At 63.3% G+C, this 17,516-nt stretch carries 14 protein-coding genes and 1 pseudogene; 1 reads left to right on the top strand and 14 read right to left on the bottom strand.

Annotated elements, in window-relative coordinates:
- Positions 1-13: 13 nt before the first annotated feature.
- From rplV to rpsL, 11 genes are all read right to left on the bottom strand, one after another.
- On the bottom strand, positions 14-400 hold the full coding sequence (gene rplV / locus MTX21_RS02145) for a 50S ribosomal protein L22 (protein WP_280970301.1): 387 nt from the start codon (positions 398-400) through the stop codon (positions 14-16).
- Positions 401-410: 10 nt separating this feature from the next.
- Entirely contained in the window at positions 411-689 is a 279-nt protein-coding gene (gene rpsS, locus MTX21_RS02140) for a 30S ribosomal protein S19 (protein ID WP_008136357.1), read from the bottom strand.
- A 12-nt stretch (positions 690-701) separates the two neighbouring features.
- On the bottom strand, positions 702-1,535 hold the full coding sequence (gene rplB, locus MTX21_RS02135; RefSeq protein ID WP_280970300.1) for a 50S ribosomal protein L2: 834 nt from the start codon (positions 1,533-1,535) through the stop codon (positions 702-704).
- Between the two features lie 12 nt (positions 1,536-1,547).
- Positions 1,548-1,850, bottom strand: coding sequence for a 50S ribosomal protein L23 (locus tag MTX21_RS02130; protein WP_018647244.1), 303 nt, complete (start codon positions 1,848-1,850; stop codon positions 1,548-1,550).
- Positions 1,847-2,467 carry a 50S ribosomal protein L4 gene (gene rplD, locus MTX21_RS02125; protein WP_280970299.1) on the bottom strand — a complete coding sequence of 207 codons (621 nt, stop codon included), beginning with the start codon at positions 2,465-2,467 and terminating at the stop codon, positions 1,847-1,849. Before rplD ends, MTX21_RS02130 begins: the two co-directional genes overlap by 4 nt.
- 1 nt (position 2,468) lies before the next feature.
- On the bottom strand, positions 2,469-3,185 hold the full coding sequence (gene rplC, locus MTX21_RS02120; protein WP_280970298.1) for a 50S ribosomal protein L3: 717 nt from the start codon (positions 3,183-3,185) through the stop codon (positions 2,469-2,471).
- Positions 3,186-3,236: 51 nt separating this feature from the next.
- Positions 3,237-3,545, bottom strand: coding sequence for a 30S ribosomal protein S10 (rpsJ, locus tag MTX21_RS02115; protein WP_002712302.1), 309 nt, complete (start codon positions 3,543-3,545; stop codon positions 3,237-3,239).
- Positions 3,546-3,629: 84 nt separating this feature from the next.
- Positions 3,630-4,820 (bottom strand): elongation factor Tu, encoded by a 1,191-nt coding sequence (gene tuf / locus MTX21_RS02110; protein WP_280970296.1) that lies wholly within the window; start codon positions 4,818-4,820, stop codon positions 3,630-3,632.
- A gap of 40 nt (positions 4,821-4,860) precedes the next feature.
- Positions 4,861-6,933 (bottom strand): elongation factor G, encoded by a 2,073-nt coding sequence (gene fusA, locus MTX21_RS02105; RefSeq protein WP_280970295.1) that lies wholly within the window; start codon positions 6,931-6,933, stop codon positions 4,861-4,863.
- 33 nt (positions 6,934-6,966) lie between these two features.
- Positions 6,967-7,437 carry a 30S ribosomal protein S7 gene (gene rpsG, locus MTX21_RS02100; protein WP_063701818.1) on the bottom strand — a complete coding sequence of 157 codons (471 nt, stop codon included), beginning with the start codon at positions 7,435-7,437 and terminating at the stop codon, positions 6,967-6,969.
- Between the two features lie 15 nt (positions 7,438-7,452).
- Positions 7,453-7,824, bottom strand: a complete 372-nt coding sequence (gene rpsL, locus MTX21_RS02095; protein WP_007603006.1) for a 30S ribosomal protein S12 — start codon at positions 7,822-7,824, stop codon at positions 7,453-7,455.
- Between the two features lie 672 nt (positions 7,825-8,496).
- Between rpsL and MTX21_RS40030 the strand changes: the two are divergent.
- Positions 8,497-8,807 (top strand): annotated as a pseudogene (locus MTX21_RS40030) (FAD-dependent monooxygenase); the annotation flags it as partial.
- A gap of 62 nt (positions 8,808-8,869) precedes the next feature.
- Here the strand turns inward: MTX21_RS40030 and MTX21_RS02090 are convergent.
- From MTX21_RS02090 to rpoC, 3 genes are all read right to left on the bottom strand, one after another.
- Positions 8,870-10,885, bottom strand: coding sequence for an ABC transporter ATP-binding protein (locus tag MTX21_RS02090; RefSeq protein ID WP_280970294.1), 2,016 nt, complete (start codon positions 10,883-10,885; stop codon positions 8,870-8,872).
- 126 nt (positions 10,886-11,011) lie between these two features.
- The gene (locus tag MTX21_RS02085; RefSeq protein ID WP_280970293.1) at positions 11,012-13,066 is read right to left on the bottom strand and encodes an FAD-dependent oxidoreductase; all 2,055 of its coding nucleotides are present in this window, start codon (positions 13,064-13,066) and stop codon (positions 11,012-11,014) included.
- A 191-nt stretch (positions 13,067-13,257) separates the two neighbouring features.
- A complete protein-coding gene (rpoC, locus tag MTX21_RS02080; protein ID WP_280970292.1) occupies positions 13,258-17,454 on the bottom strand; it encodes a DNA-directed RNA polymerase subunit beta' in 4,197 nt (1,398 codons plus the stop codon).
- Positions 17,455-17,516: the final 62 nt, after the last annotated feature.

Here is a 17,516-nt window from a genome sequence, read left to right as displayed (position 1 = left end):
TCCTCGCGTCCCGTTAGGCGGCCGCTTCGGCTTCGACCTGACGAACGATGATCGTCAGTTGCGAAAATGGTTTGTAGACACGGCCCGAGCGGCCGCGGCCGCGGGCGGCAAAGCGCTTCATCACGAGGCCGTTGCCGACGAAAGCCTGCGCCACGACGAGATCGTCGACGTCGAGGTCGTGGTTGTTCTCGGCGTTGGCGATCGCCGACTCCAGGCACTTCTTGACGTCGACCGCGATCCGCTTGCGCGAGAACTGCAGGTCGGCGAGCGCGGCAGACGCCTTCCGGCCGCGAATGAGCTGGGCGACCAGATTGAGCTTCTGCGGGCTCACCCGCAGCATCCGGGCGACCGCCTTGGCCTCGTTGTCGGCGAGGCTCCGTTCGCGCTTAGCTTTGCTCATCGTTTAATCCTCAAGCCTTCTTGGCTTTCTTGTCGCCGGAGTGGCCGTGGAAGGTCCGGGTCGGCGAGAACTCGCCGAACTTGTGACCGACCATTTCCTCGTTGACCGCCACCGGCACGTGCTTCTGGCCGTTGTAGACGCCGAAGGTCAGGCCGACGAACTGCGGCAGGATGGTCGAACGACGGCTCCAGATCTTGATGACGTCGTGACGGCCGGACGCGCGCGCGGCATCTGCCTTCTTGAGCAGAGAACCCTCGACGAACGGGCCTTTCCAGACTGAACGAACCATGTCCGGCGTTCCTTACTTCTTCCGCTTGTGGCGGCTTAGGAGAATGAATTTGTTGGTCGACTTGTTGGTGCGGGTCTTCTTGCCCTTGGTCGGCTTGCCCCACGGGGTGACCGGGTGGCGACCGCCCGAGGTACGACCTTCACCACCGCCGTGCGGATGGTCGATCGGGTTCATCGCGACACCGCGGTTGTGCGGGCGGCGGCCCATCCAACGCTTGCGGCCGGCCTTGCCGATCGAGGTGTTCATGTGATCCGGGTTCGACACCGCACCGATCGTGCCGCGGCAACGGCCGTGGACCAGGCGCTGCTCGCCCGAGTTCAGGCGGATGATCACGTAGTCCTGGTCGCGACCGACGAGCTGGGCGTAGGTCCCAGCGGAACGGGCGAGCTGGCCGCCCTTCCCGATCTTGGTCTCGATGTTGTGGATGATCGTGCCGACCGGCATGTTGCCCAGCGGCATGACGTTGCCCGGCTTCACGTCGACATAGTTGCCGGCGACGATGGTGTCACCCACGGCCAGGCGCTGCGGCGCAAGGATGTAGGCCTGCTCGCCGTCCTGGTACTTGATCAGCGCGATGAAGCCGGTGCGATTCGGATCGTATTCCAGCCGCTCGACGGTGGCGGGAACGTCCACCTTCTCGCGCTTGAAGTCGACGTTGCGCAGCGTCTTCTTGTGACCGCCGCCGCGGAAGCGCACGGTGATGCGACCGGTATTGTTACGGCCACCCTTGGACAGCTTGCCCTCGGTGAGCGTCTTGACCGGCTTGCCCTTGTAGAGGGCCGAACGATCGACCATGACCAGTTGGCGCTGGCCCGGCGTCGTGGGATTGAATGTCTTCAGTGCCATCGTCGTACGACCCTACAGACCGGTGGTGACGTCGATCCGGTGGCCCTCTTCGAGGGTCACGATCGCGCGCTTGGTGTTCGACTGCGAACCGAGATTGCCGCGGAAGGCCTTGACCTTGCCCTTGCGGACCAGCGTGTTGACGCTCTTGACCTTGACGTCGAACAGCTTCTCGATCGCTTCCTTGATCTGCGGCTTGGTCGCTTTCGCGGCCACCTTGAACAGGACCTTGTTGTGCTCCGAGGCGATCGTCGCCTTTTCGGTCACGACCGGCGACAGGATCACGTCGTAGTGGCGAGGCTCGATGTTCTTCGTCATTTGAAGCGCGCCTCCAGCGCATCGATGGCGGCCTTGGTCAGAACGAGCTTCTGACGGCGCAGGATGTCGTAGACGTTGATGCCCTGGATCGGCAGCACGTCCATGTTCGGGATGTTGCGGGCCGCCGCGGCGAAGCCGTTGTTGAGCTCGGCGCCATCGATGATCAGCGCGTTGGTGAGCCCCAGGCCCGAGAAGTGGCCGAGCAGCGCCTTGGTCTTCGGCGCCTCAAGCGCGGCCTTCTCGATCACGACGAGATCGCCGTCCTTGGCCTTGGCCGAGAGCGCATGCTTCAGCGCCAGCGCGCGGACCTTCTTCGGCAGGTCGGTGGCGTGCGAACGCACCACCGGACCGAAAGCACGGCCGCCGCCACGGAACTGCGGCACGCGGGCCGAGCCGTGACGGGCACCGCCGGTGCCCTTCTGCTTGTACATCTTCTTGCCGGTGCGCCAGATCTCGGCGCGCCCCTTGGCCTTGTGCGTGCCGGCCTGGCGCTTGTTGAGCTGCCACTGCACGCAGCGCGCGATGATGTCCTCGCGCGGCTCGAGGCCGAAAATGGCGTCGGAGAGCTGGACCGAGCCGGCTTCCTTGCCCTCAAGGGTCGTGACCTTCAATTCCATCTCACGCACCCTCCTGCTGGGCCGCAGCCTCGGCTTCACCGCCCGCAACCTTGAACTTGCCGGGCTTCGGAGCTTCCTTCGGCAGCGGCTTCTTGACGGCGTCGCGCACGCGGATCCAGCCGCCCTTGGAGCCGGGAACGGCGCCTTCGACGAGGATCAGGCCGCGCTCGACATCGGTCTGGACGACGCGAAGGTTGAGCGTGGTGATGCGGTCGACACCCATGTGGCCGGGCATCTTCTTGTTCTTCCAGGTCTTGCCGGGATCCTGACGACCACCGGTCGAACCGATCGAGCGGTGCGAGATCGACACGCCGTGGGTGGCGCGCAGACCGCCGAAGTTCCAGCGCTTCATACCGCCCGCAAAGCCCTTACCGACCGAGGTGCCGGTGACGTCGACGAACTGGCCGACGACGAAGTGGTCGGCCTGGATCTCTGCACCGACCGGGATCATGGCGTCCGCGGAGACGCGGAATTCCTCGACCCGGCGCTTCGGCTCGACCTTAGCGACCGCGAACTGGCCGCGCTCGGCCTTGGGCATGTAAACGGTCTTGCGGCTGCCAGAACCGAGCTGCAGCGCGACGTAACCGTTCTTCTCTTCGGTGCGGTGGCCTACGACCTGGCAATTGCCGAGCTTCAGCACGGTCACGGGGATATGTTCGCCGGTCTCCGTGAAGACCCGCGTCATCCCGACCTTTTGTGCGATCACTCCGGAGCGCATCGGCTTGCTTCCTGTTCTTTCTGTCCGCTTTCGCGAACGGGATCCAAAATCTTAGAGCTTGATCTCGACGTCGACACCGGCAGCCAGGTCGAGCTTCATCAAAGCATCGACGGTCTGCGGGGTCGGATCGACGATGTCGAGCAGGCGCTTGTGAGTGCGCATCTCGAACTGTTCACGGCTCTTCTTGTCGACGTGCGGCGAACGGTTGACGGTGAACTTCTCGATGCGGGTGGGCAGCGGAATGGGTCCGCGGACCTGCGCTCCGGTGCGCTTCGCCGTGTTCACGATCTCGCGGGTCGACGTATCGAGAATACGATGGTCGAACGCTTTGAGACGGATACGAATATTTTGGCCGTTCATTGCCGTGGTCTTTCTTTGAGCAGAGTGGCGAGCAGCGAATAGCGAATGTATCCACTCGCTACTCGCCAATCCTTATTCGCGTAATTACTCGATGATCGAGGCGACGACGCCGGCGCCGACGGTACGGCCGCCTTCGCGGATCGCGAAGCGGAGCTTCTCTTCCATCGCGATCGGCACGATCAGGTGCACTTCCATCGCGATGTTGTCGCCCGGCATCACCATCTCGGTGCCTTCCGGCAGGTGCACGACACCGGTCACGTCGGTGGTGCGGAAGTAGAACTGCGGACGGTAGTTGGTGAAGAACGGGGTGTGGCGGCCGCCCTCTTCCTTGGTGAGGATGTAGGCCTCAGCCTTGAACTTGGTGTGCGGCTTGACCGAACCCGGCTTGCAGAGCACCTGGCCGCGCTCGACTTCCTCGCGCTTGGTGCCGCGGAGCAGAGCGCCGATGTTGTCGCCGGCCTGGCCCTGGTCGAGCAGCTTGCGGAACATTTCCACGCCGGTGACCGTGGTCTTCTGGGTCGCACGCAGACCGACGATCTCGATTTCCTCGCCGACCTTGATCACGCCGCGCTCGACGCGGCCGGTCACGACGGTGCCGCGGCCCGAGATCGAGAACACGTCTTCAACCGGCATCAAGAACGGCTGGTCGATCGGACGCTCCGGCTGCGGGATGTACTCGTCGACGTTCCGCATCAGCTCGAGGATGGCCTCATGGCCGAGCTTCTTGTCGGAGTCTTCGAGAGCGGCGAGCGCCGAACCCTTGATGATCGGGATCTTGTCGCCCGGGAACTCGTACTTCGAGAGCAGCTCGCGGACCTCGAGCTCGACGAGCTCGAGCAGCTCCGGATCGTCGACCATGTCGCACTTGTTGAGGAACACGACGAGCGCGGGCACGCCGACCTGGCGGGCAAGCAGGATGTGCTCGCGGGTCTGCGGCATCGGGCCGTCAGCAGCCGACACGACCAGAATCGCACCGTCCATCTGGGCGGCGCCGGTGATCATGTTCTTCACGTAGTCGGCGTGGCCGGGGCAGTCGACGTGGGCGTAGTGACGGTTCTGCGTCTCGTACTCGACGTGCGCGGTCGAGATGGTGATGCCGCGAGCCTTCTCTTCCGGCGCCTTGTCGATCTGGTCGTACGCCGTGAACGTCGCACCGCCGGTCTCGGCGAGAATCTTCGTGATCGCCGCGGTCAGCGACGTCTTGCCATGGTCGACGTGACCGATGGTGCCGATGTTGCAGTGCGGCTTGTTACGTTCAAACTTTGCTTTGGCCATTTGACTCTCCGTTCAATCGTCAGCTTGAGACCGACGACAATCAGGCAAACTTCTTCTGGACTTCTGCCGACACGTTCGCCGGCGCTTCTGCGTAGTGGTCGAACTGCATGGTGAAGGTCGCGCGACCCTGGCTCATCGAGCGCAGGTTATTCACGTAACCGAACATGTTCATGAGCGGCACCATCGCGTTGATGACGTTGGCGTTGCCGCGCATGTCCTGACCCTGGATCTGACCGCGCCGGGAATTCAGGTCGCCGATGACCGAACCGGTGTAGTCTTCCGGCGTCACCACCTCGACCTTCATGATCGGCTCGAGCAGGACGGACTTGCCCATCTGCAGCGCTTCGCGGAAGCAGGCGCGCGAGGCGATTTCGAAGGCGAGCGCCGACGAGTCGACGTCGTGGTACTTGCCGTCGACGAGCTGCACCTTGACGTCGACCACGGGGAAGCCCGCGACCACGCCGGACGACAGCACGCTCTCCAGGCCCTTCTCGACGCCGGGGATGTATTCCTTCGGCACCGCACCGCCGACGATCTTCGATTCGAACTCGTAGCCCTTGCCGGGCTCGTTCGGCTCGACGATGAACGACACCGCCGCGAACTGGCCGGTACCGCCGGTCTGCTTCTTGTGGGTGTAGCTGTGCTCCACGCGCTTGGTGACGCGCTCACGGAAGGCCACCTGCGGCGCGCCGATGTTGGCGTCGACCTTGTAGGTGCGCTTGAGGATGTCGACCTTGATGTCGAGATGGAGTTCGCCCATGCCCTTCAGGATGGTCTGACCGGACTCGTGGTCGGTCGACACGCGGAAGGACGGATCCTCCGCGGCGAGCTTGGCCAGCGCCACGCCCAGCTTCTCCTGGTCGGCCTTCGACTTCGGCTCGATCGCGATCTCGATGACCGGCTCGGGGAATTCCATCTTCTCCAGGATCACCTGCTTGTCGGGATCGCACAGCGTGTCACCGGTGCGCGCTTCCTTCAGGCCGGCCAGCGCGACGATGTCGCCGGCGTAGGCTTCCTTGATGTCCTCGCGGTTGTTCGCATGCATCAACAGCATGCGCCCGATCCGCTCCTTCTTCTCGCGGGTCGAGTTCACGACGCCGGTGCCCGACGCCAGAATGCCCGAATAGATGCGGCAGAAGGTGATGGTGCCGACGAACGGGTCGTCCATGATCTTGAACGCGAGCAGCGCCAGGGGCTCCTTGTCGTCCGCCTTGCGCACGACTTCGTTGCCCTTGTCGTCGGTGCCCTTGATCGCGGGCACGTCGAGCGGCGACGGCAGATAGTCGACGACGGCGTCGAGCAGCGGCTGCACGCCCTTGTTCTTGAAGGCCGAGCCACACAGCACGGGATAGAACGCCCCGGTCAGCACCGCCTTGCGGATCAGCCTCTTCAGCGTCGCCTCGTCCGGCTCCTTGCCGTCGAGGTAGGCGGCCATGGCGTCGTCGTCGAGCTCGACGGCGGCTTCCACCATCTTCTCGCGGTATTCCTTGGCCTGGTCGACGAGATCTTCCGGAATGTCGACGTAGTCGAACTTCGCGCCGAGCGCTTCATCGTTCCAGACGACGCCCTTCATCTTCACGAGGTCGACGAGACCCTTGAAGTTGTTCTCGGCGCCGATCGGAAGCTGGATCGCGACGGGCTTGGCACCGAGGCGATCGACGATGTCGGACAGACATTTGAAGAAGTCCGCACCGATCTTGTCCATCTTGTTGGCGAAGACGATGCGCGGAACCTTGTACTTGTCACCCTGGCGCCAGACGGTCTCGGTCTGCGGCTCGACGCCCTGGTTGGAGTCGAGCACGCACACGGCGCCGTCGAGCACGCGCAGCGAACGCTCGACCTCGATGGTGAAGTCGACGTGGCCGGGGGTGTCGATGATGTTCAGGCGCTTGCCGGCCCAGAAGGCGGTGGTCGCAGCCGAGGTGATCGTGATGCCACGCTCCTGCTCCTGCTCCATCCAGTCCATCGTCGCGGCACCCTCGTGCACTTCGCCGATCTTGTGGCTCTTGCCGGTGTAGTAGAGGATACGCTCGGTCGTCGTGGTCTTGCCGGCGTCGATATGCGCCATGATACCGAAGTTACGATAGTCTTCGATGGCATGTTGGCGGGGCATGGGGTGTTCCTTGCGAGTCCGATTGTTTCGCCGTTACCAGCGATAGTGCGAGAAGGCACGGTTGGCTTCCGCCATCCGGTGCACGTCTTCACGCTTCTTGACGGCGTTCCCCCGGTTATTCGATGCGTCCAAGAGCTCCGCCGAGAGCCGCTCGGTCATCGTCTTCTCATTGCGCTCGCGCGCAGCCGCGATCAGCCAGCGGATGCCCAGCGCCTGCCGGCGGGTTGAGCGAACCTCAACCGGAACCTGGTAGGTCGCGCCGCCGACGCGGCGGGAACGCACTTCGATCGTGGGCATCACATTCTCGAGCGCCTGCTCGAACACGCCGAGCGGGTTCTGCTTGGTCTTGGTTTCGATGATGCCGAGTGCACCGTAGACGATGCCTTCGGCGACCGACTTCTTGCCGGCATACATCACCGAGTTCATGAACTTCGTAATCACGATGTTCCCGAACTTCGGATCGGGCAGAACTTCGCGCTTTTCCGCTGAGTGGCGACGAGACATGGACGTGGTTCCCGCTTACTTCGGACGCTTGGCGCCGTACTTCGAACGACGCTGCTTACGGTTCTTGACGCCCTGGGTATCCAGAACGCCGCGGAGGATGTGGTAGCGCACACCGGGCAAGTCCTTGACGCGGCCGCCGCGGATCATGACCACCGAGTGCTCCTGGAGGTTATGGCCCTCACCGGGGATGTAGCCGATCACCTCGAAGCCGTTGGTCAGGCGCACCTTGGCGACCTTACGAAGCGCCGAGTTCGGCTTCTTCGGGGTCGTGGTGTAGACGCGCGTGCAAACCCCACGCTTCTGCGGCGACTGCTGCAGCGCCGGCACCTTCTTGCGCGACTTCTGCACTTCACGCGGTTGTGCGATCAGTTGGTTGATCGTCGGCATCCTGGCCTTCACCCTTTTTCTGCCGCGGCCCGTTTCCGGGACCGCTGTCTTGCCGCGAACCGTTACCGGATTCGCAAATTCTTCTGCCGGACTGCCCGCCCGACGGGGCCGCCCTGCCCGGAATACTCCGCGCAAAGCGAAATTGCGCCAACCGCTCCATTGCTGAGCGGAAAGCGCTTCGACGCCACAGAGGACCGCAGTATCTAGCCCGATCAGCGAAAAGCTGCGGTCCGCACACCGAGGTCATGCATCCGAGTTCGATCTCAAGAGGACGTGCTCAAGAGAACTAAAATCGTCCTGGCATTGCCTAGCTATAATCGACAGCGTTTGAGCGGCATTCGTCGAGGTTGGTGCCCGCCTTTGCGATCCCAAAAGGATCAAACGGGTGGCCCGTTCCGACGTTGGCGATGCTCACCGCCTGTCGTTAAGTGAGGCGCTTTCTATAAGCGAGAATCGGTCAAGTCAAGGCGAAACGACAGTTACAAAGCGCCTCAGACGCCTGCAGAAATCGTCTCTTTGCCGCACTCGCCGCGTCTGCCGGATATGGGAACGAGGCACCCGTTCCGCCAGCCCAGAACAAATTATATCCGGGCAAAATATACTTTTATAACCAACGCCAAGGCTTTTTTTCTCTTCATGGTCAATCTGCCGCCTTCGGCAGAGACGAGCGCCATACGCTACACCGACATCGCCGTCATCGGCGGGGGGACTTTCCGGCTCGACCGCCGCCGCAATACTTGGGCGCGCCGGGATTTCGGCGGCGCTGATCGACCCGCATAGGAGCTATCCAACCGATTTTCGGGCCGAAAAAAATCAGCGGCCCGGTACAGCTCGAGCGCTTCTTACGGACGGGAATTGGGGAATCAGTGCTGCGCCGTGCGACCTTTGCCGGCGAGAACTGAATCGCGCGCGGCGGCCATCTCCTCGACAAGGCGCCGAGCCGGCAATTCAACATCCTCCACGAGGCGCGCATCATCGCCTTGTCAGCTCAGGGACTGCTGCGACGGCTTGGAGGTGCGTTCGATCTGGAGCCGAACTTCCTCGGTCACTCCTCGTCGCCCTCGTCCTCATCATCCTCGGCGAGGTCGTCTTCGTCGTCATCGAAGCCGGCGTGAGCCGCGGCGCCATCGGGCTGGTGCATCTGGTCGTTCCACAGCTTGCGATAGGCCCCGTTCCTGGCAAGCAGCTCGGCATGCGAGCCGCGCTCGATCGCCCTGCCCCCTGAGATCACGATGATCTCGTCCATCTCGACCACCGAGGTCAGCCGGTGCGTCGACCAGATCATGGTACGGCCCTTGGCGACCTTCAGCAGCGTGCGGTTGATCGCGGCTTCCGTGGTCTGGTCCAACGCCGAGGTCGCCTCGTCCAGCAGCAGCACCGACGGATTGCGGATGATCGCGCGCGCGATCGCGATGCGCTGGCGCTGACCGCCCGAGAGCGTATCGCCGCGCTCGCCGACCGGCGTGTCGTATCGCTGCGGCAGGCTCATGATGTAGCGGTGGATCTCGGCCTTCTTGGCGGCGTCCTCCACCTCCTCGTCGGTCGCACCCTCCTTGCCGAGCCGGATGTTCTCGCGGATCGACATGTTGAACAGCATGTTCTCCTGGAACACGACCGCCATGCTCCGGCGCAACGAATCCAGCGTGACCTTGCGGATGTCGACCCCGTCGATCGTGACCCGCCCCTCATCCGGCACGTACAGGCGCAGGATCAGGTTGAGCAGCGTGCTCTTGCCGGAGCCGCTGGGGCCGACGACGGCGATGCTCTTGCCGACGTTGAGCTTGAGGCTGAGATTGTCCACGACCGGCGTCTGGCTGCCTTCGTATTGGAAGGTGACGCGGTCGAATGTGATGTCGTGGGTGATGCGCGGCAGGTCGGGTGCGCCCGGGCGATCGGCGCCACGCGTCGGCTCGTCCAGCAGCTCCTGGATGTGGCGGATGGCGGCAGCCGAGGAGATGGACACCGGGATGAAGTGCATCACATGGGCGATGTTGTACGATACCTCCCAGAATGCGCTCTCGAATGTGACGAAGGTGCCGATTGTGATCTGGCCCTTGGTCGCGAGATACGCGCCGATTGCGAGCACGACGAGATGCAGGAGCAGCACCGAGATCGTGACCGTCCGCTCCACCATGGTCGACAGGAACGCGGCTGAGGCGATCCTGTTGCGCGTTTCGTCGTTACGGAGGCTGAAGAAGCCGAACATCTTGCGCTGCAGGCTGAACGCCTTGATCACGGCCTGCGCCGCCACGTTCTCCTGCACCATGCCGAGCAGCGCGGATTCGTTGAGCTTCTGCTCGTAATTCGCCTGCACCGCCTTCGGGGTGAGAATGCGCGGCCCGATCAGCGTGATCGGAAACACCAGCAGCGCGACCACCGCGAGCTGCCAGTTCAGGAACACCATCAGAATGATGCCGGCGATCAATTCCAGGAACGGAAGCGCCGCGCTGTTGGTGAAGGTCTTGACCGCGCCTTCGAATGCCGAAAGGTCGACGGAGAAGCGCGACAGGATCTCGCCGCGCTTGGTGCGGCCGAAATAGGCCGCCGGCAGATCCTGGACGTGCTCGAACAGCCGCCTGCGGACGTCGGAGATGACGCAGGCCGCGAGCCGCGCATCCCAGCGCTCGTACCAGACGGCGACGATCGAGGTGAAAATGCCGGCGGCTGCGAGCACGCCGAGGATCTTGTAGAGCGCCTGGAAGTCCTCCTCGCCGAGCGCATCGTCGATCAGGAACTTCAGGCTGAGTGGCATGATGACGTTGAACAGCGTCTCGACGATGACGCCGAACGACACGAACGCCAGGATGCGCTTGTAGTTCGTCAGGTACGGGGTGACGAAACCCCAGATGGTCGCGAGCGCGCCGGCGGCCTCGCGCGCGGTAAAGACGACGAGGTCCTCGTCCTCATCATCATCGTCGAGCCCCAGCTCGTCGTCCTCGTCTTCGTCGCCCTCGTCGTCTTCGAGTTCCGGCTTGGTGGCGGATGCGAGCTTGTCCTCGAGCTCGGCCGCTTCTTCCGCAGCGAGCTTCTGTTTGTCGGGCGAGAGAGGCCTGGATGCCATGAAACCAACCGGTGCTGACGGCCGGCATGACCGCAGAGAAATCAGGAAAAAAGCGGCGAACCGCTATTGCATCGATTCTATGCGATCAAGATGAATTCGGCAAAGCAATTGGCGAATTCGCGAGGACTAGTCCTCGTCCTCGACCTTGTCGAAGAAGGAATAGCGCAAACTGTCGGCGTCGGCGTACCACTGGCCTGGCCCCTTGTTGGCAGCGAGCGTCGCCTCCCAGAGCGCATCAGCGCAATCGTTACGGTGCATCGACAGGTCGAAGCCGTTGCCGAAGAACAGTTCGGACCATTCCCACCAGGTGCCGAGCTTCTTGACGCCGCGGAGCAGGTCGTAGCGATCGATCAGCGCCGGGGCCATGTCGGAGGTGATCGAGCCGAACACGAGCCCGGTCTTGACCACGCGATTGAGCTCGCGGATCGCGCGCACGACCTGCTTGGGGGAGACGTGGCACAGGCTGGTCTCGAACACGAATTCGAATGCGTCGTCCTTGAACGGCATGTCGACGATCGAGCCGAGCTTGTTGTACTTCTTCAGCGCCGTCGGCGTCCGGGCATGGATGGCGCGGTTGTTCTCGATGCCCCAGGCATCGATGCCGCGCTCGCGCAACGCCCCGACCAGCTCGCCGCTGGCGGAACCGGCGACGAGCAGCTTCGAGCCTTTCGCCCCGCCCCAGACGATGCCGATCAGCCTGGCGAGATAATCAGGATCGGTGAACTGGCGCCACACCTCGTGATAGGGGCCGACCCCACGATAGTTCTCGAAATAGCCGCGGTCGATCTTGTCGGAGACCCGCTCTCCGCTTTGCGCGCGCGCGCGGCGCAGGCGCATCATCTCGGTCAGGATGATGTCGGTGGCCGCATCCGAGGAGTCGAGCAGGCCGTTCAGCGTCGAGTCGAACAGATAGTCGCCGACCAGCACGATGCCGGGATGTTCCTTCGGCTCGGGCCGATGATTGGTCATGACGTCGCGCACGGGCAGACCGCCCGGCAGCGCGTTCACCGACGACAGCCAGCGATGGATCTTGCCTTCCATGAAATGCGCGCGCGCATCTCCGAGGGATGCCGGCAGCGATTTCAGCGCGGCGTCGATCAGCTCCTGGTCCGAGAGGTTGGCGAAGGCCAGCGCGTCCGAACCGGGAATCAGCCAGTTCAAGACGCCGTGCTTGCCGACGTCGTGGCGCGCGCCTTCATTGTAGACACAGCAGCCACCGAAGGCTTCCGACATGAACCAGGCGCCGGGGATCTTCTCCCCCCAGAACGGGGTATCGAACAGGATCGAGACGCGCAGATAATGCGCCGGACGGTCGAAGTAAGACACGTGCTTGACCATCGACTTGCGGAGCTGCTCGCCTTCCCAGCTCATGGTCGCGAGCCATGAATGCGGCAGGCAGACCAGCACGAGATCGAAATCGCGCGTCTCCGGCCCCTTGCCGTTCATCATCTTGAGCTGATAGCGCCCGGTCGACGCCTTGCCGACGGTGAGCACGCGATGATTGAGCTGGATGTCGGCGCTGACCTCCGACTGCAGGCAGTCGACGAGCTGCTCGTTGCCGTTCTGGATGGAATAGAGGCCGATATAGCCGTCCACGTCCATCAGGTAGTTCTTCAGCGCGTTGAGCCCGTTGGTATTGTGGCTTTCGGTGGCGATGTCGGAGCGCGCCATCACCTTGAAAAAGCGCTTGGCGGTTTCGTCCTCGACTTCCTCGTCAAGCACCTGCTCGGCCGTCTTGTAGGCCCAGGGGTTCTCGTTGTCGTGCGCGCCGACGCCCTCGTAATACTCGATCGGCGACATCATCTCGGCGCAACGCTTGCGGAACGCTTCGATTGCGGCCGCGGTCTTGGCGCCGTATTTGCGGCGCATGCCGGCCACGTCGTTCAGGAGCTCGCCGCCGAGCTGGACCTGCTCCGCATCCATCGGAATGGTCTGCAACCCGAAATGCTGGATCAGCTCGCGTAGCGGGTCGGGTCCGGTCATCGAGTAGTCGTAGATCTCGGCGACGCCGGCTTCGTACATCGCGGGGGCAGAATCGAACTTGCGCGTGACGATCTTGCCGCCGAGCCGATCGGAGGCCTCGAAGATGGTGACGCGGCAGAGATCGCCGAGCTTGCGCTTCAGATACCAGGCGCTCATCAGCCCGCCGGGGCCGCCGCCTACGATTGCGAGATCAAGCATGTGAGTTCCGTGGTCTCCGGCCGCCCCCCGTGTCGGGACCTCCGGTCTAAGTAGCCCTAGCAAAAGCGCTTTTCAGGCTGAAGGAAAGATGAACAAACGCGGTCCCCGCACCGCAACAAGGAAAGAAAGCAGCAAAAAGGCCGGCAAACGCCGGCCTTTTCATTGTCCTCGGTATTCTTACGGATGAAGCATCATTCCGCGGGTGGCAGCGCCACCGGCTCCGCTTCCGGCGCCGGCGAGACGATCGAAGCCTGCTTCTCGCGCTCGTCGAGGATCAGCTTGTCGCGCTTCATGGCGACTTCGCGGATCTTGGCCATGGAGGCGCCGGTGCCTGCCGGGATCAGCCGGCCGACGATGACGTTCTCCTTGAGGCCCTCGAGCGGATCGATCTTGCCGTTGACCGCCGCCTCCGTGAGGACGCGGGTGGTCTCCTGGAACGATGCCGCCGAGAAGAACGAGCGGGTCTGGAGGCTCGCCTTGGTGATGCCGAGCAGAACCGGCGTACCCGTGGCGGGCTTCTTGCCCTCTTCCTTGGCCTTCTCGTTGAGCGCGTCGAACTCGATCTTGTCGACCTGCTCGCCCGAGATCATGTCCGTGTCGCCCTGGTCGGTGACCTCCACCTTCTGGAGCATCTGGCGGACAATCACCTCGATGTGCTTGTCGTTGATGAGCACGCCCTGGAGCCGGTAGACCTCCTGGATCTCGTTGACCAGATAGGCCGCGAGCTCCTCGATGCCCTTGATCGCCAGGATGTCGTGCGGCGCCGGGTTGCCTTCGACGATGAAGTCGCCCTTTTCAACGACGTCGCCGTCCTGAAGGTGGATGTGCTTGCCCTTCGGGATCAGGTACTCGCGCGCCTCTTCCGTCTTGTCCATCGGCTCGATCGAGATGCGGCGCTTGTTCTTGTAGTCGCGGCCGAACCGGATGGTGCCCGCGATTTCCGCGATGATCGCCGCGTCCTTCGGACGCCGTGCCTCGAACAGCTCCGCCACGCGCGGCAGACCGCCCGTGATGTCACGCGTCTTGGCGCTTTCGGTCGAGATACGGGCGAGGATGTCGCCCGGCTGGACCTTGGCTCCGATGTCGACCGAGAGGATCGCATCGACCGACAGCATGTAGCGGGCATCGCCGCCACGGGCGAGCTTGAGCACCTTGCCGTCCTTGCCCTTGACCACGATGGCCGGACGCAGGTCCGAGCCGCCGCGGGTCGAGCGCCAGTCGATGACCACGCGCTTGGCGATGCCGGTGGATTCGTCGAGCGTTTCCGAGATCGACTGACCTTCCACCAGATCCTCGAAGCCGATCGTGCCTTCCACCTCGGTGAGAACCGGACGGGTGTACGGATCCCACTCGGCGATGCGCTGGCCGCGCTTGACAATGTCGCCCTCGTCGACGTGCAGACGCGAGCCGTACTGGATACGGTGCGTTGCACGCTCGGTGCCGTCGGCATCGACGATTGCCACCACCATGTTGCGCACCATCGCGATCAAGTGGCCTTCGCTGTTGCGGGCGATGGCCTTGTTCTTGATCACGATCTTGCCGTCGAAGTTGGATTCGACGAACGACTGCTCGTTGAGCTGCGCCGCACCGCCGATGTGGAAGGTGCGCATGGTGAGCTGGGTGCCCGGCTCACCGATCGACTGCGCCGCGATGACGCCGACCGCTTCGCCGTGGTTGACCGGCGTGCCGCGGGCGAGGTCGCGGCCGTAGCACTTGCCGCAGATGCCGTTGACGAGCTCGCAGGTCAGCGCCGAACGGATCTTCACCTCCTGGACGCCGCCCTGGTGGATGGCATCCACGTGGCTCTCTTCCATCAGCGTGCCGCGCTTGACGATCACCTTGCCGGTGCTGTCGCGCACGTCATCGCAGGCCACGCGTCCGAGGATGCGCGAGCCGAGCGAGGCGACCACGGTGCCGGCATCGACGATGGCGCGCATCTTGATGCCGAGCTTGGTGCCGCAATCGTCCTGCGTGATGATGCAGTCCTGCGCCACGTCGACCAGACGACGGGTCAGGTAACCGGAGTTCGCGGTCTTCAACGCGGTGTCCGCGAGGCCCTTGCGGGCGCCGTGGGTCGAGTTGAAGTACTCGAGCACCGAGAGGCCTTCCTTGAAGTTCGAGATGATCGGCGTCTCGATGATCTCGCCCGACGGCTTGGCCATCAGGCCGCGCATGCCGGCGAGCTGGCGCATCTGCGCCGGCGAACCACGCGCACCGGAGTGAGCCATCATGTAGATCGAGTTGATGTCGGCATCGGCTCCGCTCGACGTCTTCTTGGTGGCGGAGATCTCCTTCATCATCGCCTTGGCGATTTCTTCGGTCGCCTTCGACCAGGCGTCGACGACCTTGTTGTACTTCTCGCCGTGGGTGATCAGACCGTCATTGTACTGCTGCTCGAAATCCTTCGCCAGCGTACGGGTGGTGTCGACGATCTTCCACTTGCCGTGCGGCACGACCATGTCGTCCTTGCCGAACGAGATGCCGGCCTTGAAGGCGTTGTAGAAGCCGAGCGCCATGATGCGGTCGCAGAAGATCACAGTCTCCTTCTGGCCGCAGTGACGGTAGACTTGGTCGATCACGCCCGAAATCTCGCGCTTGGTCATCAGCTTGTTGATGATGTCGTACGAGATCTTGGGGTGCTTCGGCAGCACGTTGCCGAGCATGATGCGGCCGGGCGTGGTCTCGATCCAGCGGCGGGCCGGCTTGCCGTCCTCGCCGATGCCTTCCCACCGATACTTGATCTTGGTGTGGAGGTGGATGACCTTCGAATGCAGCGCGTGCTCGAGCTCGGACATCTCGCCGAACACCTTGCCCTCGCCGGGCATGCCTTCGCGCAGGATCGAGAGATAGTAGAGACCGAGCACGATGTCCTGCGACGGCACGATGATCGGCTGGCCGTTCGCCGGATGCAGGATGTTGTTGGTCGACATCATCAGGACGCGCGCTTCGAGCTGCGCTTCCAGCGACAGCGGAACGTGCACGGCCATCTGGTCGCCGTCGAAGTCGGCGTTGAACGCGGCGCAGACCAGCGGGTGGAGCTGGATCGCCTTGCCCTCGATCAGCACGGGCTCGAACGCCTGGATGCCGAGGCGGTGCAGCGTCGGCGCGCGGTTGAGCAGCACCGGATGCTCGCGGATCACCTCGTCCAGGATGTCCCAGACTTCGGGCCGCTCCTTCTCGACCAGCTTCTTCGCCTGCTTCACGGTGGTGGACAGGCCCTTGGCGTCAAGCCGCGAGTAGATGAACGGCTTGAACAGCTCGAGCGCCATCTTCTTCGGCAGGCCGCACTGATGCAGGCGCAGCTCGGGACCGACCACGATCACCGAACGGCCCGAATAGTCGACACGCTTGCCGAGCAGGTTCTGACGGAAGCGGCCCTGCTTGCCCTTGAGCATGTCGGCGAGCGACTTTAGCGGGCGCTTGTTGGCGCCAGTGATGACGCGGCCGCGGCGGCCGTTGTCGAACAGCGCGTCGACGGCCTCCTGAAGCATGCGCTTCTCGTTGCGGATGATGATGTCCGGCGCACGCAGCTCCATCAGCCGCTTCAAGCGGTTGTTGCGGTTGATGACGCGGCGGTAGAGGTCGTTGAGGTCCGAGGTCGCGAAGCGGCCGCCGTCCAGCGGCACCAGCGGACGCAGATCCGGCGGGATCACCGGGATCACGGTCATGATCATCCATTCCGGCTTGTTGCCGGAATGGCGGAACGCTTCGACGATCTTCAGGCGCTTGGCGAGCTTCTTGTGCTTGATGTCGGAGTCGGTCTCCTGCATCTCGACGCGCAAGGACGCCTCGAGCTTCTCGAGGTCCATGCCCTTGAGCAGCTCGCGGATCGCCTCGGCACCGATCATGGCGGTGAAGGAATCCTGGCCGTACTCGTCCTGCGCCTTCAGATACTCGTCTTCCGACAGGAGCTGGCGGTCCTTCAGCGCGGTGAGGCCCGGCTCCAACACGACGTAGTATTCGAAGTAGAGGATCCGCTCGAGATCCTTCAACGTCATGTCGAGCAGGAGGCCGATGCGCGAGGGCAGCGACTTCAGAAACCAGATGTGGGCGACGGGTGCGGCGAGCTCGATATGGCCCATGCGCTCGCGCCGGACGCGCGACAGCGTGACCTCGACCGAGCACTTCTCGCAGATGATGCCCTTGTACTTCATGCGCTTGTACTTGCCGCACAAGCACTCGTAGTCCTTGATCGGCCCGAATATGCGCGCGCAGAACAGGCCGTCGCGCTCGGGCTTGAAGGTACGGTAGTTGATGGTCTCCGGCTTCTTGATCTCGCCGTAGGACCAGGACAGAATCTTCTCTGGAGACGCGATCGAGATCCGGATCTGGTCGAAGACCTGAGCCGGCGTCGTCGGGTTAAAAAGATTCATAATCTCTTGGTTCATCGTCTTCTCCTCGCGTGCCGGTCGCCTCCCGGCAGCAAATTCGAAAATCTCACTTCGCGGGG

Source organism: Bradyrhizobium sp. ISRA430, from assembly GCF_029909975.1.
Lineage (GTDB): Bacteria > Pseudomonadota > Alphaproteobacteria > Rhizobiales > Xanthobacteraceae > Bradyrhizobium.
Note: the sequence above shows the minus strand (reverse complement) of the source record. Positions and strands in the feature narration are given on the sequence as shown.